19 protein-coding genes and 1 tRNA gene are annotated in these 22335 nt (G+C 45.3%); 12 read left to right on the forward strand and 8 right to left on the reverse strand.

Annotated features, from left to right (window positions below):
- Positions 1–36: 36 nt before the first annotated feature.
- The gene (locus tag OU793_RS12785) at positions 37–837 is read left to right on the forward strand and encodes a hypothetical protein (protein WP_159404028.1); all 801 of its coding nucleotides are present in this window, start codon (positions 37–39) and stop codon (positions 835–837) included.
- 19 nt (positions 838–856) lie between these two features.
- Here the strand turns inward: OU793_RS12785 and OU793_RS12790 are convergent, their stop codons facing one another.
- The 5 genes from OU793_RS12790 to pepA form a co-directional block, all read right to left on the reverse strand.
- Complete coding sequence (locus OU793_RS12790) at positions 857–1762, reverse strand: bifunctional helix-turn-helix transcriptional regulator/GNAT family N-acetyltransferase (protein ID WP_159404029.1); 906 nt, start codon at positions 1760–1762, stop codon at positions 857–859.
- A 110-nt stretch (positions 1763–1872) separates the two neighbouring features.
- Positions 1873–2277 carry a DUF2061 domain-containing protein gene (locus OU793_RS12795; protein ID WP_015297309.1) on the reverse strand — a complete coding sequence of 135 codons (405 nt, stop codon included), beginning with the start codon at positions 2275–2277 and terminating at the stop codon, positions 1873–1875.
- Between the two features lie 210 nt (positions 2278–2487).
- Positions 2488–5346, reverse strand: coding sequence for a valine--tRNA ligase (locus tag OU793_RS12800; protein ID WP_140103004.1), 2859 nt, complete (start codon positions 5344–5346; stop codon positions 2488–2490).
- A 94-nt stretch (positions 5347–5440) separates the two neighbouring features.
- A complete protein-coding gene (locus OU793_RS12805) occupies positions 5441–5890 on the reverse strand; it encodes a DNA polymerase III subunit chi (protein WP_005497325.1) in 450 nt (149 codons plus the stop codon).
- Between the two features lie 114 nt (positions 5891–6004).
- Positions 6005–7513, reverse strand: coding sequence for a leucyl aminopeptidase (pepA, locus tag OU793_RS12810; RefSeq protein WP_005461107.1), 1509 nt, complete (start codon positions 7511–7513; stop codon positions 6005–6007).
- Between the two features lie 201 nt (positions 7514–7714).
- Between pepA and lptF the strand changes: the two genes are divergently transcribed.
- Together lptF and lptG are read left to right on the forward strand one after the other, a co-directional pair.
- Positions 7715–8815, forward strand: a complete 1101-nt coding sequence (gene lptF / locus OU793_RS12815; RefSeq protein ID WP_005461105.1) for an LPS export ABC transporter permease LptF — start codon at positions 7715–7717, stop codon at positions 8813–8815.
- A gap of 3 nt (positions 8816–8818) precedes the next feature.
- The gene (gene lptG, locus OU793_RS12820) at positions 8819–9889 is read left to right on the forward strand and encodes an LPS export ABC transporter permease LptG (RefSeq protein WP_005461103.1); all 1071 of its coding nucleotides are present in this window, start codon (positions 8819–8821) and stop codon (positions 9887–9889) included.
- A gap of 49 nt (positions 9890–9938) precedes the next feature.
- Here the strand turns inward: lptG and OU793_RS12825 are convergent, their stop codons facing one another.
- Positions 9939–10418 (reverse strand): RDD family protein, encoded by a 480-nt coding sequence (locus tag OU793_RS12825; protein ID WP_015297306.1) that lies wholly within the window; start codon positions 10416–10418, stop codon positions 9939–9941.
- A gap of 182 nt (positions 10419–10600) precedes the next feature.
- Positions 10601–11869 carry a DUF2254 domain-containing protein gene (locus OU793_RS12830; RefSeq protein WP_140103003.1) on the reverse strand — a complete coding sequence of 423 codons (1269 nt, stop codon included), beginning with the start codon at positions 11867–11869 and terminating at the stop codon, positions 10601–10603.
- A gap of 303 nt (positions 11870–12172) precedes the next feature.
- On the opposite strand from OU793_RS12830, the gene OU793_RS12835 reads away from it, so the two are divergent.
- Positions 12173–12838: an SDR family oxidoreductase gene (locus tag OU793_RS12835; protein WP_140103002.1), complete on the forward strand. Its 666-nt coding sequence runs from the start codon at positions 12173–12175 to the stop codon at positions 12836–12838.
- Positions 12839–13028: 190 nt separating this feature from the next.
- Positions 13029–13113, forward strand: a tRNA-Leu gene (locus OU793_RS12840).
- A gap of 621 nt (positions 13114–13734) precedes the next feature.
- Here the strand turns inward: OU793_RS12840 and cod are convergent.
- Positions 13735–15018, reverse strand: coding sequence for a chitin oligosaccharide deacetylase (cod, locus tag OU793_RS12845; RefSeq protein ID WP_023624207.1), 1284 nt, complete (start codon positions 15016–15018; stop codon positions 13735–13737).
- 247 nt (positions 15019–15265) lie between these two features.
- Here cod and OU793_RS12850 point away from each other — a divergent pair, with 247 nt between their 5' ends.
- The 7 genes from OU793_RS12850 (at position 15266) to OU793_RS12880 (ending at position 21978) form a co-directional block, all read left to right on the forward strand.
- Positions 15266–15571, forward strand: coding sequence for a PTS sugar transporter subunit IIB (locus OU793_RS12850; protein WP_005478850.1), 306 nt, complete (start codon positions 15266–15268; stop codon positions 15569–15571).
- 86 nt (positions 15572–15657) lie between these two features.
- On the forward strand, positions 15658–16992 hold the full coding sequence (locus OU793_RS12855; protein ID WP_180793836.1) for a PTS sugar transporter subunit IIC: 1335 nt from the start codon (positions 15658–15660) through the stop codon (positions 16990–16992).
- Between the two features lie 49 nt (positions 16993–17041).
- The gene (locus OU793_RS12860) at positions 17042–17353 is read left to right on the forward strand and encodes a PTS lactose/cellobiose transporter subunit IIA (protein ID WP_005461092.1); all 312 of its coding nucleotides are present in this window, start codon (positions 17042–17044) and stop codon (positions 17351–17353) included.
- Between the two features lie 10 nt (positions 17354–17363).
- On the forward strand, positions 17364–18686 hold the full coding sequence (locus OU793_RS12865) for a 6-phospho-beta-glucosidase (RefSeq protein WP_015297302.1): 1323 nt from the start codon (positions 17364–17366) through the stop codon (positions 18684–18686).
- A gap of 18 nt (positions 18687–18704) precedes the next feature.
- Positions 18705–19460, forward strand: a complete 756-nt coding sequence (gene chbG / locus OU793_RS12870; protein ID WP_020835361.1) for a chitin disaccharide deacetylase — start codon at positions 18705–18707, stop codon at positions 19458–19460.
- 105 nt (positions 19461–19565) lie between these two features.
- Positions 19566–20576, forward strand: a complete 1011-nt coding sequence (locus OU793_RS12875) for a LacI family DNA-binding transcriptional regulator (RefSeq protein WP_005461087.1) — start codon at positions 19566–19568, stop codon at positions 20574–20576.
- Between the two features lie 148 nt (positions 20577–20724).
- Complete coding sequence (locus OU793_RS12880) at positions 20725–21978, forward strand: HD-GYP domain-containing protein (protein ID WP_005497344.1); 1254 nt, start codon at positions 20725–20727, stop codon at positions 21976–21978.
- Positions 21979–22335 lie beyond the last annotated feature (357 nt).

Below are 22335 nucleotides of genomic sequence, written 5' to 3' on the forward strand. Positions count from 1 at the left end.
CTATAATGCGTGAAATTGATCTAGCTCAAGGTAAATATGCAACTCTCACTCGCCGGATTATGGCAAGTCTCTCCACTGACGGACCTTTCTATCCCACAGGATGACATCACTTTCCCTGCTCCTCTGAGTCAGGTGCTGCCCGCTGAATTGACGGAAGTGGCCATTCGCCAACAAGAATGGCACTTGATGCACGACATTGAGGTGGATGAATCCATGATGGCGTTCCCGGCGGTTGAAATTGTGCTGGGTGGGGTGGACTACCACGCTGAGGTGCGTTTGAATGGCGTTGCATTGTTTGACTGCGATGGCTCTCAGAATGTCTACAAGAAAGACATTCGCCCTTACATGCAAATGGGGCGCAACCGCTTTGAAATCTTGTTCTTAGAGGAAGACGAAGATCTTCTGTTTGATGAAGATAAACCCGAGCTGTGTTCGCTGTCCGATCATGAATATAGAAAAAGCGATGATCGCTTAGGCGTGTGGCAAGTGCCTTACCTGCAGTTTATTCGCAACGTACGTTTAGATCGTGTCGCGACCGAACAAATCTGGCACCACGGTGGTGGTTGTGAGTTTAAAGTGGATCTTTACTATCAGACTTTTGTGCCGGGTTTGGTCTCGGCATCAGTGAAGTTTGATGGTATGACTTACCATATTCCAATTGATGTGCGCGCCGATCATGCCAGTGCGTTATTTCAGATCGAAGCGCCTAAATACGCTGATTTGAATGACCCCGATCCGAAAGATCTCTACCAACTTGCGGTGGAGTTAGATGGGCAGCGCCAAGCATTTTCTGTTGCGCTTAGCCAAGAACTTTGCGTTACCCATGTTGTGCTTTAACTCTTAGTAATGCTCTTTATTACAGTGTTTTAAGCATCACTACTTCACATGCATCATGCCCTGTTTGTCCAAGCGGGGCATGTAACTGCTCAAAGCCTAACTTCTCATACAAACCTATCGCTTCTTTTAAGCACTCTGTCGTTTCCAAATAACACTTTTGATAGCCAAGTTGCTTCGCCAGTTGCAAACTCAGCGCGACGATACGTTTTGCCAAGCCGTGTCCACGAGTTTGGGGTAAAAAGTACATTTTCTGTAGTTCGCACACGTTAGGTTCGCCTGCTAGTGGAGCAAAACCACCACCACCGACGATGACGCCATTGTGCACAATCACCCAATAAGCGGCACCTTGTTGGTTATACACAGAATACATGTCATCAAGTGTTGGGTCTGCGACGCCGTATCCTTTGTCTGCGGTTAGACCATATTCCGCGGAAACCTGACGAATCACGTCGGCGACTTGTGGGTTATCGGCCTTGCTGAGTGGGCGAAGAACAAATTGGTTTGCTTGGCATACTTTGGTTAAGCCTTTTAGATACACTTCAAGCCCTTGTTTGAGCTGGTGCTGTTCGTTTTCGTCCAGATGGGATAGCAATGATTCGAAGAAAGTATTTTGTTGTTGGTCGAGTTGAGATAGCGCGTGTTGGCCTTGCTCGGTCAAAGCTATGAACTGGCTGCGCTTGTCTTTTGGATTTTCGATGCTCTCAACCAGGCTCTGCTTGATGAGAGCAGTTACGGTGCGGCTGGCATTGGATTTATCTACGTTAAGCTGCTGCGCCAGTTGATTGATAGTCAGTGGCTGTAATTGGATCTCGCCCAAGGCATGAGCTTGTACTGGGGTGAGGGTAACCTCGCCACATTGTTTATCAAGCATACCTAACAAGCGGACGGTCTGTCGGGAGTAATGTCTGAGCTGACGAGGATTCATCTTAAGTTACCTATAATAAGTTGCGCACCGCAATTAATTTAATTGCGGTGCGCAACATTGTCAATGATAAATCGGTTTGAGCTCGCTGTTGCTTTGGTTTCGACCCGCTCTTACGCGTGTTTGTGGAAGCAAAAATGCGGCGCTGAACTCTGATCAGACGATTTCCGCAACCAAACTTTTTCGTGGAAGTAGTAGGCTACGGTATTTAATGATGGCTCTAGCATTGCCATAACGCCACCGATAAATGCATCACCCGTTAACAAGTAAACCACCGTAAACGCTACGCTAAAGTGTACCGTTGCGAAACTCGCGGTTTTTAGCTTGGTCATGAATTGACGAGCTTTTAAAGCGGGAACACTTGCCCAAGCTTTTTCATGAAAGTAAAAAGCGACGGTGTTTACTGATGGCTCAATCATGGCAATTAAACTACCAATTAGAATGTCGCCAGTAAGCACGTAAGCGACACTAAATGCGATAGTAAAATGCAGCGTTGCGAATGTTAGTGTCTTTTTCATGATAATTACTCAATCGTGTTTGTTTCGATGAATACATTATCGATAATGCTTCTCATTAATGCCAATGGGTGGTGGATATTAATTTGATAGGTAAAAACTATCGATAGGAGGTTTTTACTGAATGGACTGATACAAAAAAGGTTGGCCATGATGACCAACCTTTCTGATTTTAAGAGCAGAAGCGTTTCGCTTCTAGTCCAACGCTAACGATTAAAGAGCTGCGATGGTTTTCTTTTGCTCTTCCAGCTTCGCTAGTGTTTCTTTGTAGCCTTCAAGCTTCTCACGCTCTTTAGCAACAACTGCTTCAGGTGCTTTCGCAACGAAGCCTTCGTTACCTAGTTTGCCTTCAATACGCTTGATTTCGCCGTGAGTCTTCTTGATTTCGCCATCAAGACGAGCAAGTTCTGCATCTTTGTCGATCAGACCCGCCATTGGGATCATCAGCTCAGACTTAGCAACCAATGCTGTTGCACACGCTGGCGTTTCTTCGTCAGCAGCAAGCACGCGTACAGATTCTAGTTTCGCTAGAGACATCAGTACTTGTTTGTTTGCTTCTAGACGCGCTGCGTCTTCTGCGTTTGCTGCTTTCAACATAACGTCAAGCGGCTTACCTGGGTTGATGTCGTATTCAGCACGCAGGTTACGGATGCTGGTAATGAACGCTTTCACCCATTCGATATCGTCTAGCGCTTCTTGGTTGAAGTTTGCTTCGTCGAATTGAGGCAGTGCTTGAAGCATAATCGTCTCGCCTTCAACACCGTCTACTAGTGGCTTGATGCTTTGCCAGATAGTTTCAGTGATGTAAGGGATCACTGGGTGAGCCAGACGTAGCGTCTTCTCAAGAACTGTGATTAGTGTACGGCGAGTGCCACGTTGCTGCGCTTCTGTACCTTTCCATAGAACGGGTTTAGTTAGCTCTAGGTACCAGTCACAGAATTGGTTCCAGATGAATTCGTAAAGCGTGTTAGATGCCATATCTAGACGGAAGTTGTCGATATGGTTGTTGAACGCTTTCGCTGCTAGTTCAAACTGAGACTCGATCCACTTGTCCGCTAGTGAGTATTCAATCTCACCACCGTTGAAGCCACAATCTTGCTCTTCTGTATTCATCATTACGTAACGGCTTGCGTTCCATAGTTTGTTACAGAAGTTACGGTAACCTTCAAGGCGCTTCATATCCCAGTTGATATCGCGACCTGTTGATGCCATTGCTGCAAGCGTGAAACGCAGTGCGTCTGTACCGTATGCTTCGATACCGTTTTCAAACGTCTTACGAGTATTCTTCTCGATCTTCTTCGCTAGCTGAGGTTGCATCATGTTGCCAGTGCGCTTCTCTACTAGAGACTCTAGGTCGATACCATCGATCATGTCGATTGGGTCAAGCACGTTACCTTTCGACTTAGACATCTTGTCGCCGTTTTCGTCACGAATTAGGCCGGTAACGTAAACCGTTTTAAATGGTACTTGTGGCTTGCCGTTTTCGTCTTTCACGAAGTGCATGGTCATCATGATCATGCGCGCAACCCAGAAGAAGATGATGTCGAAACCAGTTACTAGTACGTCTGAAGGGTGGAATACTTTCAGATCGTCAGTTTGCTCTGGCCAACCTTGAGTGCCGAACGTCCATAGTGCAGAAGAGAACCAGGTATCCAGTACGTCTTCGTCTTGGTGTAGTTCAATGACTGACTCTAGGTTGTTGTTCTTGCGAACTTCTTCTTCAGAGCGACCTACGTAAACATTGCCTTGGTTGTCGTACCAAGCTGGGATGCGGTGGCCCCACCATAGCTGACGAGAGATACACCAGTCTTGAACGTCACGCATCCAAGAGAAGTACATGTTTTCGTATTGCTTAGGTACGAATTGGATGTCGCCGTTTTCTACTGCTTCAACTGCTGTTTTCGCTAGAGGCGCAGTACGTACGTACCATTGGTCAGTTAGCATTGGTTCGATAACCACGCCACCACGGTCGCCGTAAGGAACTTGTAGATCGTGATCTTTCACTTCTTCAAGTAGACCTAGCTCGTCAAACTCAGCAACGATAGCTTTACGTGCAGCAAAACGTTCCATGCCGTGGTACTTAGCAGGAAGTTCTGTTGAGTAAGCGTCGCTTGGCTCACCGTTTGTGTTGAATACTTCAGCCGCACCGCGGATGTTTGCGTCAAACGTCAGAATGTTGATCATTGGTAGCTGGTGGCGCTTACCAACTTCGTAGTCGTTGAAGTCGTGCGCAGGTGTGATTTTCACACAGCCAGTACCTTTTTCCATATCTGCGTGCTCATCGCCCACGATTGGGATGCGACGGTCAACGATAGGAAGGATGATTTCTTTACCGATAAGATCTTTGTAACGTGGATCTTCTGGGTTAACTGCAACACCAGTATCGCCTAGCATGGTCTCTGGACGAGTGGTCGCAACAACGATGTAGTCTTTGCCATCTGCTGTTTTAACGCCATCTGCTAGCGGGTAGCGGAAGTGCCACATGTGGCCTTTAGTGTCTTTGTTCTCTACTTCTAGATCTGAGATAGCGGTGTGTAGCTTTGGATCCCAGTTAACTAGGCGCTTACCGCGGTAGATTAGGTCATCTTCGTATAGACGAACGAAAACTTCTTGAACGGCGTTAGACAGACCATCGTCCATCGTGAAGCGTTCACGATCCCAGTCTACCGATGCGCCAAGACGACGAAGCTGCTTAGTGATTGTGCCGCCTGATTCGCCTTTCCATTCCCAGATTTTGTCGATGAAAGCATCACGACCGTAATCGTGCTTAGTTTTGCCTTCTTCTGCTGCGATCTTACGCTCAACAACCATCTGAGTAGCGATACCTGCGTGGTCAGTACCTACTTGCCAAAGGGTGTTTTTACCCTTCATACGTTCACAACGGATAAGCGTATCCATGATCGTATCTTGGAACGCGTGGCCCATATGTAGGCTACCAGTGACGTTCGGTGGCGGGATCATGATGCTGTATGATTCTTTAGTAGTGTCACCGTGTGGCTTAAAGTAGCCTTTCTCTTCCCAAGTCTGATACAGAGCTTGTTCGATTGAAGTTGGGTTGTATGTCTTTTCCATAGCGCTCTTTAAATGGATACGTTGATGGTTGAATCTTAGTCAATCTCTATAAGTGAACTCTCTAAAGAGAGAGCTTAACTATAAGGATTGACCGCTAAGGATATTGAATTTCGATCGTTTGCAGCTGGTAGCCTGCTTGTCGGTAAATTTTATATCTTTCCCTTGCGAGCTGTTTAGCTTTTTCTTCGCAAGGCACGAAGTCTACCACTTGAGCAAACTTGTTCGCAAAGGTTGTCTCATTTTCCGCCAAATTAATTACCAGTTGACGATTCCAAGATGGTTTCACGCCATCGTGGCCGATTTCAATATTGGTGGCGTATTTCGGTCCTTCGCCAACGAGATTATGTGCCATGAACTGGTCTGCATCAATTTGCCAGAAAGCTTCAGCAAGCTGTTCGGCATGCGGTTTATCTTGGCAGTTTAGGTACACTTTAGCGCCTTGGCGTGCGAAATGCTGCGCCAAAAAAACGATGTACTCTTCAAAGCCAGCCGTCGTTGCTTGCGGGCTCTCTTCGTTAATGATGTAGAAGGTCGCAGTTTGCATCATTCTCTCACTTGCCTTGGTCTCATCCTAAGACCATCTTAAAGCCCATTTTCAATGAAGAAAATCGGGGTAATAAAAAAGGGCCTTGCGGCCCTTTTCGATTTAGTTCAGAAATTACTCTTCTGTCTCTTGGCCGCTGCGGTTCAAAAGGAATTGGACAAGCATTGAGACAGGGCGGCCCGTTGAGCCTTTCGCTGCGCCTGACTTCCACGCAGTTCCTGCGATATCAATGTGTGCCCAGTTGTACTTTTTCGCAAACTTAGACAGGAAACAACCCGCAGTGATAGTGCCACCAGGGCGACCACCAATGTTTGCCATATCAGCAAATGGACTCTTCAACTGTTCGTGGTATTCGTCCGCCATTGGTAGACGCCACGCGCGGTCACTTGATTGCTCAGAAGCGTTTACAAGTTCGTGCGCCAGTGGGTTGTGGTTCGATAGAACGCCGCTGATGTGGTGACCAAGTGCGATAACACAAGCGCCTGTTAGCGTTGCTACGTCAACAACACAGTCTGGTTCGAAACGCTCTACGTAAGTCAGTGCATCACACAGAACCAAACGGCCCTCTGCGTCAGTATTTAGTACTTCAACAGTTTGACCTGACATTGTGGTCAGGATGTCACCTGGACGGTAAGCGTTGCTGCCTGGCATGTTTTCACAGCCTGCTAGAACACCAATTACATTGATTGGTAGGTTTAGCTTCGCTAGCGCTTTCATTGTACCGAATACCGATGCCGCACCACACATGTCGTACTTCATCTCATCCATACCTTCGCCCGGTTTCAATGAGATACCGCCTGAATCGAAGGTTAGACCTTTACCCACAAGCACGATAGGTTTTGCATCTGAGTCAGGGTTACCCTTGTACTCGATGATAGACATCATAGATTCGTTCTTCGAACCACGACCTACCGCTAGGTAAGATGTCATGCCCAGTTTTTCCATCTCTTGCTCACCAATGATCTTGGTGGTTACGCTTTCGTAATCGTCCGCTAGACGACGAGCTTGAGAGGCAAGATAAGCTGGGTTGGCTACGTTTGGTGGCATGTTGCCAAGGTCTTTCGATGCTTTTACACCAGACGCAATGGCTAGACCGTGGGTGATTGCTTTTTCACCTAGGCTCAATTCACGACGCGTTGGTACGTTGAAAACAAGTTTACGCAGTGGGCGGCGAGTTTCAGGTTTAACGCTCTTGAATTGGTTGAATGTGTATAGACCATCTTTCGTCGCTTCTACTGCCTGGCGAACTTTCCAGTAAGTATCGCGACCTTTAACGTGCAGTTCTGTTAGGAAACATACCGCTTCCATTGAACCTGTTTCGTTAAGTGTGCTGATCGTCTTTTGAATGATTTCCTTGTACTGGCGCTCGCCAAGCTCACGTTCCTTACCGCAACCGACAAGTAAAACGCGCTCTGACAAAACACCTGGTACTTGATGCAGTAGCAGCATCTGACCAGGTTTACCCTCTAGATCACCACGGCGAAGTAGTGAACTGATGTAACCGTCACTGATTTTATCAAGTTGCTCGGCTACTGGAGAAAGGCGACGTGGTTCAAACACACCAACAACGATACATGCGCTACGTTGTTTCTCTGGACTGCCACTTTTAACACTGAACTCCATGCGTACTCCTACATCCTGAAGACAAATTGCTCTAAATGTTAGATAATGATCGCTTACTTGTTGAATTTTAGCTCCGAGCTTACATTTAGAGCTGATTTAAGCGACTAACATTTAGTTTATAATTTTTAAAAAAATAAATGGTTCAACGGGAAACTATAGTGATTCGACCAAAAAAACAAGTTTTGTATAGGTAATTTCAGCGTGATTATTGTTAGATATTTGATCCGCGAAACACTCAAGAGTCAATTTGCGATTTTTTTCGTACTTTTTTTGGTGTTTGTGAGCCAGAAGTTCATCAGTGTTCTCGCTGATGCTTCTGACGGGGATATTCCTGCTGGATTGATTTTCTCTATTGTTGGTTTGAACATGCCAGCAATGGGTTTATTGATGCTGCCATTGAGTTTGTACATCGGCATATTGATCACTTTTGGTCGTCTCTATGCAGAAAGCGAAATTGTCGTGATGAATGCGACGGGGATCGGCAACAAGTTCCTAGTGCAAGCTGCACTTTACTTGGCGTTGATCACCTCTGGTGTGGCTGCGTTTAATGCACTTTGGTTATCACCTTGGTCTCAAGACCGAGTGGAGCACCTTTACGAACAAGTCGCGGCGGAAAACAGCGTCGACTTACTTAAAAAGGGTCAGTTCCAAGGTACGCCAGACGGTTCATCCGTGGTATTCATTGACGATATTAAGGACAGCACGCTTAGCAACGTTTTTGTCGCGCAAATGCGTCCACGAGATTCGGTTCTACCTAGCGTGATGTTCTCTTCTTCTGGTGAAGTAAAAGAACTGTCAGATGGCCGTCAGGTTATTACGATGCAAGAAGGTACGCGCTATGAAGGTGTGCCAACTCGCGTGGAGTATATGATCACCAAATTTGATGAATATGAAGGGGTGATCGGGCAGCGTGAAGTCAAACAGAAAGGTCGTGACTGGGAAGCTTACCCAACGGCGGATTTGATTGGCCATCCGGATCCTGAAGCGCAAGCGGAGCTGCAATGGCGTATTTCTCTGTTTGTATGTATTCCATTGCTCACGATGCTTGTGATTCCTTTGTCTGCGGTGAACCCTCGTCAAGGGCGCTTTGCCAAAATGGGCCCGGCGATTCTGATTTACTTGGCATACTTCCTTGCGATTAGTGCGACAAAATCGGCATTGGAAGATGGTGCGATTCCGGCGGCGATTGGAATGTGGCCTATTAATGCGATGTTGCTGATTGTCGCGATCATGGCCAATATGATGGACAGTGTTCCTGCTCGACGAATGAAAGAAAAATTCCGTAAGAAGAGGCTCGCGTAAGCTGTGTTCAAAATCTTAGACCTTTACATCGGTAGAACCATCATCTCTACCACAGCCTTGGTTCTGGCAACGTTTGTTGGCCTATCGGGTATCATCAAATACGTGGAACAGCTACGAAAAGTGGGGCGTGGTGTGTATGACCTGACGCACGCTTTGTATTTCGTTTTGTTGAGTGTGCCTCGTGACGTTGAAATGTTTTTCCCAATGGCAGCATTGCTGGGTGCGCTGATTGGTTTGGGTATGCTGGCGTCGAGCTCTGAGCTTGTGGTCATGCAAGCGGCGGGTTTCTCCAAGCTGGATATCGGTTTGTCCGTGCTAAAAACGGCCGTACCATTGATGCTTATCGTGATGACTTTAGGTCAATGGGGTGCTCCAGAAGCTCAGAAAATGGCGCGTGATTTGCGATCTTTTGCATTGTCTGGCGGCAGCATCGTTTCGGTTCGTGCTGGGGTTTGGGCTCGTGATGCTAACGACTTCATCTTTATCGGTAAAGTGGAAGATGACAAGTTGTATGCGTTGAACATGTGGCGCTTTGATGATGACAAGAACTTAGAAAAAGTTATCTTCGCTGAAGAAGTGGATTACCAACAAGATAACAATTGGTTGATGCGTGACGTGCAAATCACCAACATGCAAGACGAAAACGTGATTTCCAAACAAGAGATGGATCAAATGGAATGGCACACGTCGTTGGCTCCTGACAAGCTAGCCGTGGTGACAGTAAAACCAGAAGAGCTCTCTCTGAGCGGCTTATATGATTACGTGACGTATTTGAAAGCATCAGAGCAAGATGCTTCACGTTACGAACTCGCATTTTGGCGTAAGCTGACGCAGCCTTTGTCGATTGCCGTAATGATGCTGATGGCGTTGTCTTTCGTCTTTGGTCCGTTGCGAAGTGTAACAATGGGGGCGAGAGTTTTATCTGGCGTTGTGGCTGGTTTCACTTTCTATATCTCCAGCGAGTTCTTCGGGCCATTGACTCTAGTGTATGGCATACCGCCGATATTTGGTGCCTTAGCCCCGAGCTTAGCTTTTTTGGCGATTGCGGTAGCGTTGCTGAGAAGAAAGCTATAATCAAAGAAAAAGGAAGGTGCTATGCCTTCCTTTTTTGTTTCTCTGCGATTTATTTTGCTTTTGGCAAAACCACCACTTCAGTTTTTGCCCAGATATCGTGGAAACCACGTTTTTGCGGGTCAATTGGCACGGTTAAGTTCGCAAGACCAAAGCCTGATGTCGCAAGGCGGATTAATGCTTGGGTTGCCGTAATTGGAGCGCCGTCTTTCGCGTTTCGAATTTGCAGTTTCCAAGCGCGCATGCCTAGGGTTTGACCTGCTCGCGTCCAGAAAAAGACGAAGAAGTAAATCCAGACTACCGCCAGATAAAGTGTGAATATCGGACTCAACACCGGATGTTTCCCTAACATATCTGCGGCATCCACATATTCTCCGTAGCTCAGCAAACCTGCTGCATTCAAAGCAAACACCACTGCAATTACCACACCCGCAGCCATCATTTCAATGGCTAAGACTATTAGTGTGTCATAAAACAAAGCGGCCAATCGACGGAAAAATCCCGCTGGTGGAAGAGTTGTAGAAGTAGTCATAATTCCATCACTTACCTTAAAAATTGTGCGTCAGGATATAGATTCCACCAGTCTGTGAAAAGAGAGCTGACGCACAGACTCTCCAATTACGGCCAAATCTAAGAAACTTTTCACGAAGGATGATGGCTGCGCATACGCATGTTTGAGGCGTGTGCTTAAAACGCTGCTGATTGAATGGATCGTCAACGCCGTGTTTTTGGGTCAGTTACCTGGTTCGAAAGTTGCGCAAGTTGATGCTTTTCATCTTCAGTGAAATGTTGGGTCAACGCGAGTTCTAAAGCTTTCTCTGAAAGCTTGGTTGCTGAAGCGCTAAACAGCTTGGGATGCATACTAGACAAGGCTAGTAATGCCTTTTGCAGGCGAACCTGAACTTGCAGTTGAGCTGCCCCATCATGCGCTATCGGCAAAAAGACATCATCGAATAAATCTTGGCATTTTAACGAGGGCACAAACAATCTTGGGAAGCTAGTTTTGGTCGGCTGTTGGCTAATAAGTTCTCCCCAAAGTGAAAGCGCCCGAATCGAACGTCCCAGAACATCAATCGCAGTACCATTATCATTAACGGCAGGAGAGAGGGCCCTAGAGGCTATTTCTGCAAGTACAACTAAGCCAAAGCGAGGATCTTGGTCATAGGATCGCTCAGTTCGGATCGTGAACGCTGCCGTTACCTCACTTTCTTCTGTTAATTCGCCACAGACCCAAGCCAATGGTTGACCAAGATAAACAAAACTCCCTGGCTGCCTCTCAATATAGATAGTGGATTGAGAGGCTTTAGCAACACTATCTAGGTGGTGCATATCAATATGTTGTAAGTAACCAATTTCTTTGCTGACAATCGGTTTGCTTCCTCTCGGTTTGTGCTCTGGATGACTCCAAGGAAATGCACCCAGCCAAGGCTCACAGCCTCGTTTTCGAATCGCACTTAATAGCGCTTGTTCCACATTTGAGGTGGTTTCCGAGACTCTACCAAGTACAGATAGGTGCTGAATCCAGCGAAGTAGAGTCAGGATGATCATAATGATCACCACCATGGTTACGATGAACAAATAGATCTGTGCCTGCTCGTGATAGGCGCCAATACCAAGTGCGATGATACCTACCAAACTAAACAAGAATGAGCCAAGAAAAGTCGCCAGAGCATTTTGCGTTGTGCTGTCTTCCATCAATAGCTTAGTAGCTCTAGGAGTGACCCCTGCACTGGCCGCGCTGTACGCTGAAACCATAATGTTGAGTGAAAACGTCGTCACCGCCAGCATCGACGTCGCGAGAATATTCAATATGTTATTCAGCAGCTCATTACTGACATTGATGGTGGGAGGCAGGGTAATGAATTTATTTAAAACAATAGAGATCAGGGCGGTTACAACAGCAAGTAAGGCGAAAAGTGATGTACGAACCCACAGTTTGCGTGTCATTTGTTTAAGCAGCCACTGCCATTTGGAGCCGGTCATTCTCATGTGCCTCTTATCTTTAGTGAGAAAGTCGATAGGAAATTCAAAACGTTATTCTTTGTTTAAGCATAGGTGAAATTTCCGGTTTCTCTTTGTGCTTGATGGGCTTCGTGATCAAGGTACAGGTATCCGAACCATTGGATAGTTTTGAAAACTATTGGGCATATTTAGAAGTTAACGAGCGTTAAAATCAGAAAGTCATGCTGCTTCAAAGAATGGCGTTCGTAAGATGTGAATCAGCCTATATTCCGTTACCTTAATTGGTCCACACATTAGAAAGCACTTTTACGAACGAGGTAGAAAATGATTGTAATCACAGGGGCAAGTAGCGGCTTAGGGGCGGAGTTGGCCAAGCTTTATGATGCGGAAGGGAAAGCCACTTATCTGACTGGCCGAAGTGAGAGTAAGCTCTCTACAGTCACAAACCTCTTATCGAACAATGTTGGCTATCGAGCTTGTGATCTCGCATCCCATCAAGAAGTGGAACAATTGTTTGAACAGTTAGATTCTATTCCGAGCACGGTGGTTCACAGTGCAGGCAGTGGGTACTTTGGGTTGTTAGAAGAGCAAGATCCAGAGCAGATTCAAACCTTAATAGAGAACAATCTCAGCTCAGCGATTAACGTGCTGCGGGAGTTGGTTAAGCGATACAAGGATCAGCCTGTTAATGTAGTGATGATCATGTCTACTGCGGCTCAGCAGCCCAAAGCTCAAGAATCCACATACTGCGCTGTGAAATGGGCAGTCAAAGGATTGATTGAATCGGTTCGTCTGGAGTTGAAGGGTAAGACAATGAAGATTATTGCCGTGTATCCGGGAGGAATGGCGACTGAGTTTTGGGAAACCAGTGGTAAGAGCTTGGATACGAGTAGCTTTATGAGCGCAGAAGGTGCAGCATTAATGATACATGGTTCGCTAGCTAACATTGGCAACGGCTACGTTTCTGATATTACAGTGAATCGACAGTAAATCTTTTCTGAATGAGAGAGTTTTTGCGCGGTTTTTTGTGAAGATGAATTTGATTTTCTCCTCCGAGCTTAGTTTTATCACACTTTGTGGCGAAATTATCAGCAAACGATAGTTATTTAAGGTTTTTCTGCTTGCGCAGGTCAAAAGCTTCCGTATAATGCCAACCATCAAAGGGCAATAGCCCAGAGATGCCGGTGTGGTGAAATTGGTATACACGACGGATTCAAAATCCGTTGCCTTCGGGCGTGGCGGTTCAAGTCCGCCCACCGGTACCATATTCCAAGACAGAGCCTCGACGTAAGTCGGGGCTTTGTTGTTTCTGGCGTTTGTAAATTCAAATCCAGCGTGGCGTTAGGAGTGTCTGCCCAGTTGGATGCAAGCCTTGTCACCTCACTTATCAGTACCATACATAGAAAGGTCGCTTTTATAGCGGCCTTTCGTCGTTTTAGGTGCTTGAAAATATCAAAAGAAAGTTAACGTTGCCTTCGCGGTGGCGGCAGGAATGCCTGTCCAATCAGTCCGCCCACCGGTACCATATTCTAAGGCAGAGCCTCGACGAAAGTCGGGGCTTTGTTGTATCTGGCATTTGTAAATTCAAATCCAGCGTGGCGTCAGGAGTGTCTGCACAGTTGGATGTAAGTCCACTCCCCTCACTTATCAGTACCATACATAGAAAGGTCGCTTTTGTAGCGGCCTTTCGTCGTTTGGGGGAGATGCGTTTAGATTTACGTGTGTTTGGAGATTCGCGTTGAAGACCGATTTGCCGCGTTTCAAAAGAAAAAAGCGGTACGTGTGTTTGGAGATTCGCGTTGAAGACCGATTTGCCGCGTTTCAAAAGAAAAAAGCGCGAGGGTATGCCTCGCGCAAACTACTACATGATGATAGTAGGGAACAGCTTATAGAGCTGTGAACAAGGTGTTCTGTGAGCTCGGACTCCAGTCTGCTTGAGATACGTGCGGTACATTAACTAGGTAACGCAAACCTTGATAAGTCACCACATCGCCTTGTTTGTATGAAACATTCTGAGTCCAATTAGTAGCTGGATCCGCATTCGTCCACAAGCTAGATGTTGGTGATGGAGCCCAATCTTGTTGCGCTGTATGGCTTGTTACTGCTTGATATACTGTACCGAGGTGTAGAACGTAGTCGCCGGCGCTGTAGTTGTTACCAACTTGCCAGTTCGGTGTGTAGTTATCCATGGTATCGAAGACATAACCAGCCTGTTTGGCTAGCTGGATAAACTTCGCGAGCTTCGGTAGGTTTTGAGTTGCACCCATGCCACGTTTACCGTCTTCAAACAGGAACTCGTGAGTTAGCACAATAACTTTATCGGCATGCAAAGGTGTACCACATGGGAACTCTTGTGCTTTGGAGTTGATAGGGTTAATTGTCGTAGGCGCACAAGTATTTAGCGCGGAATCGACATACCCAAGGAATGGTTCAGCTTCTGTAAGGCTGTTTGCTGGCATCGCAATGCCCCAGTTTTCAGGGGCCCAATCCACATCCCAACCGTGAGTTTGATAGCCATTATTCGCTAGGATATTTTGAACCGCGATGGCTGCTTTTACACTGTTGGATGGATTTGCCGTATCACATGCATAGCCAGGCTCCCAAGGTTTAAGATCATCGGACGTGGCACATAAGCCGTCCGCTTTGAAGTCTTTCGTAACGCGCCAACCATTGGTATACGGCAAACGAGCAAACTCATTCGCTTTATAGTTTGGGTAGCTCGTAATGTTCGGCAAATATTTTTCTAGTACTGACAAGTTTTCTGCAAACATCGAGGCATCGTAGGCAGGATCTTGATAAGAGTTGATCTGGTGATCACCCGTTGCATTACATTCTGCCGCACTGTTTGGGCCAAATTCTTCAACACAGTTGTGAACCATATGGTCATAACTGTGGTTTGCGACTATGTGGCCGCTATCCAACGCCAGTTTTAGTGCCTCTAACGCTCTGTCTTCGTTTTCATCACCAATACCATCTAGGTGCCACGCATTAAAGTAAAACGTCGCTTTTACTTCTTCTTGATTTAGCACATTAATGACGTCAATTGAGGCGTTGATTGGGCCATCATCAAACGTCAGATAAATGGTTCCTTTGGTGTCAGTTTGGGCAAATGCATATTGAGATAGAGCGGCACTTACAAGCGTTGCAATAGCCAGTTTATTTAATTTCATTTTCGATTCCTTTTCGAAATTAATAATGACGTTGTCAGTAGTAATATATTGATAGTTGTAAATGTAAATTCGTAATCTTCCTTAATTCTCTGACTTTTATCCTAGACCTAAATAATTATTAAAAAATAGACCTTATTTTCTAAAGTGAGATTCTGTTCACGAATAACGCAACCGGTTGCGCTTTTTTGTGCTGATTATTTTTGCTACAGTTTTTGCAGGTTAAAATTTACACAACGGGAGTAAGGCTATGAAAAAGATCCTTTTATGCTGTAGCGCAGGGATGTCGACCAGTATGCTTGTTAAAAAAATGGAGCAAGCTGCTGAAATTAAAGGAATTGAATGCAAGATTGATGCGATGTCAGTGAATGCATTTGAAGAGGCGATTAAAGAGTATGACGTTTGTTTACTAGGTCCTCAGGTACGCTTTCAACTGGAAGAGTTAAGAAAAACAGCGCAAGAGTACGGAAAAAATATCGATGCGATATCTCCCCAAGCATATGGAATGATGAAAGGGGACGAAGTACTAGAACAAGCATTAGAATTAATTAACTAAGCCAATAATTTGAAATAAAAGAAAATTGTTCATCAAATATAAATATTTGATGCGGGATTATTTTGTCTGAAATAAGGATGGACTCTATGAAGCTTTATGACGCGATTATAGGAACAGTCGAAAAGCATATAGCCCCTATCGCTGCAAAAGTGGGTAATCAACCCCACGTTCGCGCAATGAGAGATGGTTTTATTGTCGCTATGCCGTTTATCATCGTGGGCAGTTTCATTTTGATTTTTGCATTTCCACCATTTGCTGAAGATACGACGTTTACCTTTGGTCGTCTTTGGCTTGACTTTGCTACCACTCACTTTGACACCATTATGATGCCTTTCAATATGTCGATGGGGATCATGACCATCTTCGTGTCGCTTGGTGTCGCCTACAGTTTGGCGAGAGCGTACAAAATGGATGGGATCACTAGCGCGGTTTTATCTTTAATGTGTTTCTTGCTGGTGGCTGCACCAGCTCAAGATGGCACGTTAGCGATGAAACACATGGGCGGTACAGGGATCTTCACTGCAGTAATGTGTGCCTTCTTTGCTGTTGAGCTGTATCGATTTATGAAAAAGCACAACATCACGATTCGCATGCCAGAGCAGGTGCCACCTGCGATCGCGCGTTCTTTCGAGGTGTTACTGCCTGTTCTAGCTGTGTTTGTCACGCTTTATCCATTAAGCATCTTCGTTCAAACCCAATACGACATGTTGATTCCTGATGCAGTTATGGCGATGTTCAAGCCATTAATCAGCGCATCAAATACTTTGCCTGCCATCATTGGTGCACTACTCATGTGTCAATTACTTTGGTTTGCAGGGATTCATGGTGCCGCGATTGTGGTTGGCCTTCTATCGCCAATCTTTCTAACAAACATCAGTGGAAACATCGACGCATTTGTTGCTGGGCAGCCTGTTCCGAATATCTTCACTCAGCCGTTCTGGGACTTCTATATCTTCATTGGTGGTTCTGGTGCGACGTTAGCGTTGGTTCTACTGATGTCATTTAGCCGCTCTGCTCACCTAAAGAGTATCGGCCGAATGAGTGCGGTTCCTGGCTTCTTCCAAATTAATGAACCAGTGATTTTTGGTAGCCCAATCGTAATGAACCCAACATTGTTCATCCCATTTGTTTTTGCTCCAGTAATTAACGCAACGATTGCTTACTTTGCTGTGCATCTTGGCTTCGTAGGTATGGGGGTGGCTACTACACCATGGACGACGCCGGCAATTATTGGTGCGTCTTGGGGAAGCGGCTGGACGTTTTCTCCGGTACTGCTCGTAGTGGGTCTGTTGATTCTTGACCTTCTTATCTACTTCCCATTCTTCAAAATGTTTGAGAAGCAAATGCTTGAGCAAGAACTACCAACAACCAAAGAAACGAAACAGGCAGAACAACCTGCTGGTGAAGGCGTAACCGCTTAATTATGAATGGGTTGTTTTACCAAGCAGCCCATATTTTTGGAGAGAGAAAATGGAACAAGAACTGGTTGTAATGGAAATCATCTGTAATGCGGGTGAAGCCAGAAGTTTAAGTTATGAAGCACTCCGTTTGGCGAGAGAGCAAAAATTTGAAGCAGCAGAAGAGAAATTGTTGCAAGCCAGAGAGTGCATTAACAAGGCGCATTTAATTCAGACGCAACTGATCGAAGAAGATCAGGGGGAAGGCAAAGTGCCGATGACTCTGGTTATGGTGCACGCTCAAGATCATTTAATGACAACGATTCTAGCGCAAGAAATGGCTGTTGAGATTGTCGCTTTGAACAAGCAACTCGCGAACAAGTAAGGAAATCATTATGTCTAGAGAGGCGATCAAACTTGCCATTATTGGTGGTGGCAGTAGCTATACCCCGGAATTGGTTGAAGGGGTAATCAAACGCTTGGATTACTTGCCAGTTAAACAGATTCACTTTGTGGACATAGAATCCGGCGCGGAAAAACTAGAAATCATCAAAGGCTTGGCTCAGAGAATGGTCGATAAAGCGGGCGCGGATATTGAAATTAAAGCGGATTTTGACCGCCGTGCTGCGATCAAGGGCGCTGACTTTGTCATGACTCAATTCCGTGTTGGCGGGCTTGCTGCTCGAGCAAACGATGAAAGAATTCCTATCAAATATGACGTGATCGGACAAGAAACCACAGGCCCTGGCGGATTTGCTAAAGCACTGAGAACCATTCCGGTCATTCTTGATATCTGTAAAGACATTGAAGAGTTGGCGCCAAACGCTTGGATGCTCAACTTTACGAACCCTGCTGGTCTCGTCTCAGAAGCGGTGAGTAAGCATACTAAAGTCAAAAGTATCGGCTTATGTAATGTACCCGTCTCAATGGAAATGATGATTGCAGAGATGATGGATTGCGAGCCCAAAGAGCTACAGTTGGAGTTTGCAGGTCTAAATCATCTGGTCTGGGTACACAAAGCGTGGCTGAAAGGCGAAGACATCACTCAAACCGTCTTAGAGAAAGTCGGAGATGGCGCTAACTTCAGTATGAAGAACATTTGGGAAGAACCGTGGGATCCGGCATTTCTAAAAGCGCTCGGTGCGATTCCTTGTCCTTATCATCGCTATTTTTACCAAACAGACGCTATGTTGGCAGAAGAAAAGCAGAGCGCAGGTGAAAAAGGGACTCGTGCAGAGCAAGTCATGGAAACCGAAAACGCATTGTTTAAGCTCTATCAAGATCCGAACTTAGACCACAAACCGAAAGAGTTGGAAGAGCGAGGGGGAGCGTATTACTCAGATGCGTCACTCAATCTCGTCGACTCTATTTATAACAACCGTAACAGCATTCATGTCGTAAACGTCTTAAACAACGGCGCGATCAATGGTCTACCGGATGACGCCGTGATTGAATGCAGTGCAGTGATTGGTAGTTGGGGAGCAAAACCACTTGCTGTTGGTGAGCTATCAAACAACATCAAAGGACTACTGCATCAAGTGAAAGCTTATGAGCAGTTGACGATAGAAGCCGCTGTTGAAGGTAACTATGACAAAGCATTGATGGCATTAACGAATAATCCTTTGGTGCCAGACATTGGTCGAGCGAAAGCGATATTGGATGAGCTGTTAGCGGTTAATGCGCCTTATTTGCCTCAATTTAAACTTACAGCGTTGTAATACTAAGGAAGAGCGTCAATGAAAGTCATTTTTAATGCGGACGATTTTGGTCTGACTCAAGGTGTTAATAACGGCATTGTAAAGTCCCATCAAGATGGTGTCGTGAAATCGACTACTATGATGGTAGGGATGGATGCCGAGCAGAATGCAATCGAGTTAGCTCATCAAAATCCAGACTTAAAAATTGGCGTACATCTACGGTTTACAGCAGGTGCTCCTCTCACGGAGCACCCAAACTTAACCAATGGTAGAACGCATTTCGTCAAATACAGTGAATTGTGGAACAAGCAAGATTTTGAAGCTCAAGCGGTTTACGATGAAGCTAAAGCTCAAATTGATCACTTCTTGTCACTGGGACTAACGCTCAGTCACCTTGATAGTCATCATCATGCTCATACGCACCCCCAGATTCTTCCTATTGTTCAGAAACTCGCGAAAGAGCACCGCGTGCCACTTCGCGGGAGTGGTATCTGTCATCAACCAATGACGACAAGCTATTTCTTTTCCGATGAGTTTTACGATCAAAAGGTAAGTTTGGACGGATTAATGCAACACCTTCTGAGCTTAAAAGAGAATTACGATGTGGTAGAGGTGATGTGTCATCCTGCTTATGCCGACCAGCCCCTTATTATGAAAAGTGGCTATGCACTACAAAGAGAGTTAGAGCTACAAGTGCTCACATCTCCCATTCTAAAAGAGCAATTGGCGCAGCATGGTATAGCCGTCACGGATTACTCCGCACTCGTTTCTACCAGCCAAGTTGTAGGTGTATGATTAAGGCTGCCAGATTCGACCCCTATAGTCACCTTACGAATTGCTGGCAGCCATTTTTCGAATAAAAACATTCATTATTTATTAGCAGTTGGATTCATTAGCATTATGGCAAGGATTAAAGATGTCGCCGAACTCGCCGGTGTAAATCGTTCTACCGTTTCTCGCATCATTAATGGGGAAGGAAAGTTTCGTGAAGAAACTAGAAAAAAAGTAGAACAAGCCATGGCGCAATTGAATTACCGTCCAAGTGCGATCGCCCGTTCTCTTGCAACATCGTCAAGTAATATGGTCGGTTTGTTGGTGACTTATTACACCGGTGGATTTTTCGGTGAAATGATGGAGCAAGTGCAAACAGAATTAGACATTCATAAGAAGTTTCTCATCACTGCGCAAGGCCATCATTCTGCTGAAGGAGAGAAAGAAGCGATTCAGCGTTTCAACGATCTTCGTTGCGATGGCTATGTTCTGCATAGTCGCTATTTATCCGATGATGATCTACGTGAGTTAGCAAAACTTCCTACGCCTTTTGTGCTTCTCGATCGTTATGTCGAAGGGATTGAAGAGCGCTGCATTACGTTTAATCACCACCATGCAAGTCGTATCGCTGTTGAGCACTTAATCGCTGGTGGCCATAAAAACATTGCCTGTATTACCGGGCCATCCCTACGTCACAATAGTTTGCTCAGAAAGCTTGGCTATGTTGATGCAATGAAAACAGCTGGTATCGACATTGATGAAAGTTGGTGTGAAGAAGGGAATTACGGCAGACAAAGCGGTTATGATGCGATGGCTTCCATTTTAAAACGTCACCCAGAGGTAACTGCTGTATTTTCATGCAGCGAAGAAATGACGGTTGGGGCGATGCAATATCTTCATGAGCATAAAATTTCGGTGCCGGAGCAAATCTCTTTAACCAGTTTTGACAGTGTAGACCTATGTGAAAGTTTGTACCCGACGGTATCTGCGGTGCATTTCCCTATTAGTGATATGGCGCGAGCGGCTGTGCAAACGTTAATGGGGTTAGTAAAAAAACAGGAGCACATAGAAAAACCTGTCTTCGAAGCCAAGCTGAAACTGCGTCATGCGGATCGAGTATTAAAACAAGACTCTGATTGATACTCAGGTATGAGCTTGATTCAAATTATGAACAACACATTGGTTCTTAACGCGAATGACTCGCACTTGTGAGTTCTTATTGATGAATTTATTTACAGAATCTACTACTATTCTTGGTTTATCGTGAAAACTTAATAGTAGTGAAAAAGTGGCAGCAATTAAACTTACAGTGGATCGTATTCAGCCGGGATTACATATCCGCCTTCCGCTAAAGTGGAACGATCACCCCTTCCTACTCAATAGCTTTAAAATTAAAGACCAGGAACAGATCGAGATGATTCGTCATCTCGGTGTGAAGTTCGTGTACTTTAATCCCGAACAAAGCGACACCGCACCATTGCCCGTCAATCAAATCCAAACGGACAGCACAACAAGCAATGAATCGTTGGATCTAGAAACGCAAAAACTGTGGCAAGAAAAACAGAAACGAATTGAAAAGCTCAGTGCATATCGTCGACGAGTGATTCAGTGTGAGAAAGAGTTTGAGCGCTCACTTGCGCGGATGCGATCAGTCATGACGAAAATTCGTAACCGCCCAACTGCCGCTGTTGATGAAGCTCAACTGTTAATAGAAGACATTGTTGAGAAGTTGATGTGCGATGATAATGTCACGCTTCATCTAATGAACGGCAAAAACGAATTTGAAGATATCTATTTCCATTCTCTAAACGTTGCGGTTATTGCCATGATGATTGGGCGTGCGAAAGGGTATTCTGCCAAGCAACTAAAAGAGCTCTCTTTCGCTGCTCTGTTTCATGATATGGGTAAGATCAAAATCCCTACCGCTATATTAAGAAAGCAAGTGCCATTAACCGAGCCAGAAACCAACTACCTAAAGTTACATACTAAATATGGTTTGGATCTCGCGAATCAGATCGAAGGTTTTCCTGAACCAGCTAAAACCGTGATTGCTCAGCATCATGAGTTAAGAGACGGCTCCGGTTATCCTGAGGGCCTTAAAGGGGATGAAATTGATGAATTGGCTCAAATAGTCATAGTGGCAAATGCATTTGATAATTTGTGCCATACACCGATCGCATCAGAACAGAAAATTCCATACACCGCCCTTTCTCATTTATATAAAAACTGTAAACACCTATATAAAGAAGAAAACCTTAATATCCTGATCAAGTTTATGGGCGTCTTCCCTCCTGGCACGGTTGTTCAGCTATCTAATAATATGGTGGGATTGGTCATCTCAGTGAACGCTTCAAACCTGCTATTTCCAAATGTTCTGGTTTACGACCCATCAGTGCCAAGAACTCAAGCTCCCATCATTGAGCTTGCATCGAAAGATTTGAGGATCGTAAATGCGATTCATCCATCTAAATTGCCAGATAAGATAAAAGAGTACCTAAACCCACGCTCGCGAATATCCTATTTCTTTGACAGTGACGAGTAGTTATCCACAGTTTTTTGTGAGTATTCTGTAGAAATGCTGGGTGTTAATTTGGGTGAATTTAGATGTTGAGTGGAAAGTGTCCATTTGGCATGTTTTTTTAGAAAAAATGCATTTTTAGTATTGCCAAAGAAATTCTTCTCCCTATAATGCGCATCCACCGACACGGCAGACGCGATAAGGCTTCAGCAGGGTCGGAGAGGTAAAAAGCTTCTAAGAAAAATTAGTTGAAAAAAGTGTTTGACACTAACAACCAAATCGCTAGAATGCACCTCCGCTCTGAGAGAAAAACTTCTCGAAAAGCAAGCTCTTTAACAATATAGACCTATCAATCTGTGTGGGCACTCGTTGATGATAATC

Source organism: Vibrio sp. VP6 (assembly GCF_028823755.1).
In the GTDB taxonomy this organism is placed as follows: domain Bacteria; phylum Pseudomonadota; class Gammaproteobacteria; order Enterobacterales; family Vibrionaceae; genus Vibrio; species Vibrio parahaemolyticus.

Excerpts from the sequence above, each read along its gene's own strand:
- OU793_RS12850 (WP_005478850.1), top strand. The coding sequence starts at position 15,266 with ATGAAAAAGATCCTTTTATGCTGTAGCGCAGGGATGTCGACCAGTATG.
- OU793_RS12860 (WP_005461092.1), top strand. The coding sequence starts at position 17,042 with ATGGAACAAGAACTGGTTGTAATGGAAATCATCTGTAATGCGGGTGAA.
- OU793_RS12835 (WP_140103002.1), top strand. The coding sequence starts at position 12,173 with ATGATTGTAATCACAGGGGCAAGTAGCGGCTTAGGGGCGGAGTTGGCC.
- OU793_RS12875 (WP_005461087.1), top strand. The coding sequence starts at position 19,566 with ATGGCAAGGATTAAAGATGTCGCCGAACTCGCCGGTGTAAATCGTTCT.
- OU793_RS12790 (WP_159404029.1), bottom strand. The coding sequence starts at position 1,762 with ATGAATCCTCGTCAGCTCAGACATTACTCCCGACAGACCGTCCGCTTG.
- OU793_RS12830 (WP_140103003.1), bottom strand. The coding sequence starts at position 11,869 with ATGACCGGCTCCAAATGGCAGTGGCTGCTTAAACAAATGACACGCAAA.
- cod (WP_023624207.1), bottom strand. The coding sequence starts at position 15,018 with ATGAAATTAAATAAACTGGCTATTGCAACGCTTGTAAGTGCCGCTCTA.
- pepA (WP_005461107.1), bottom strand. The coding sequence starts at position 7,513 with ATGGAGTTCAGTGTTAAAAGTGGCAGTCCAGAGAAACAACGTAGCGCA.
- OU793_RS12800 (WP_140103004.1), bottom strand. The coding sequence starts at position 5,346 with ATGGAAAAGACATACAACCCAACTTCAATCGAACAAGCTCTGTATCAG.
- OU793_RS12855 (WP_180793836.1), top strand. The coding sequence starts at position 15,658 with ATGAAGCTTTATGACGCGATTATAGGAACAGTCGAAAAGCATATAGCC.
- OU793_RS12865 (WP_015297302.1), top strand. The coding sequence starts at position 17,364 with ATGTCTAGAGAGGCGATCAAACTTGCCATTATTGGTGGTGGCAGTAGC.
- chbG (WP_020835361.1), top strand. The coding sequence starts at position 18,705 with ATGAAAGTCATTTTTAATGCGGACGATTTTGGTCTGACTCAAGGTGTT.
- OU793_RS12825 (WP_015297306.1), bottom strand. The coding sequence starts at position 10,418 with ATGACTACTTCTACAACTCTTCCACCAGCGGGATTTTTCCGTCGATTG.
- OU793_RS12785 (WP_159404028.1), top strand. The coding sequence starts at position 37 with ATGCAACTCTCACTCGCCGGATTATGGCAAGTCTCTCCACTGACGGAC.
- OU793_RS12795 (WP_015297309.1), bottom strand. The coding sequence starts at position 2,277 with ATGAAAAAGACACTAACATTCGCAACGCTGCATTTTACTATCGCATTT.
- OU793_RS12805 (WP_005497325.1), bottom strand. The coding sequence starts at position 5,890 with ATGCAAACTGCGACCTTCTACATCATTAACGAAGAGAGCCCGCAAGCA.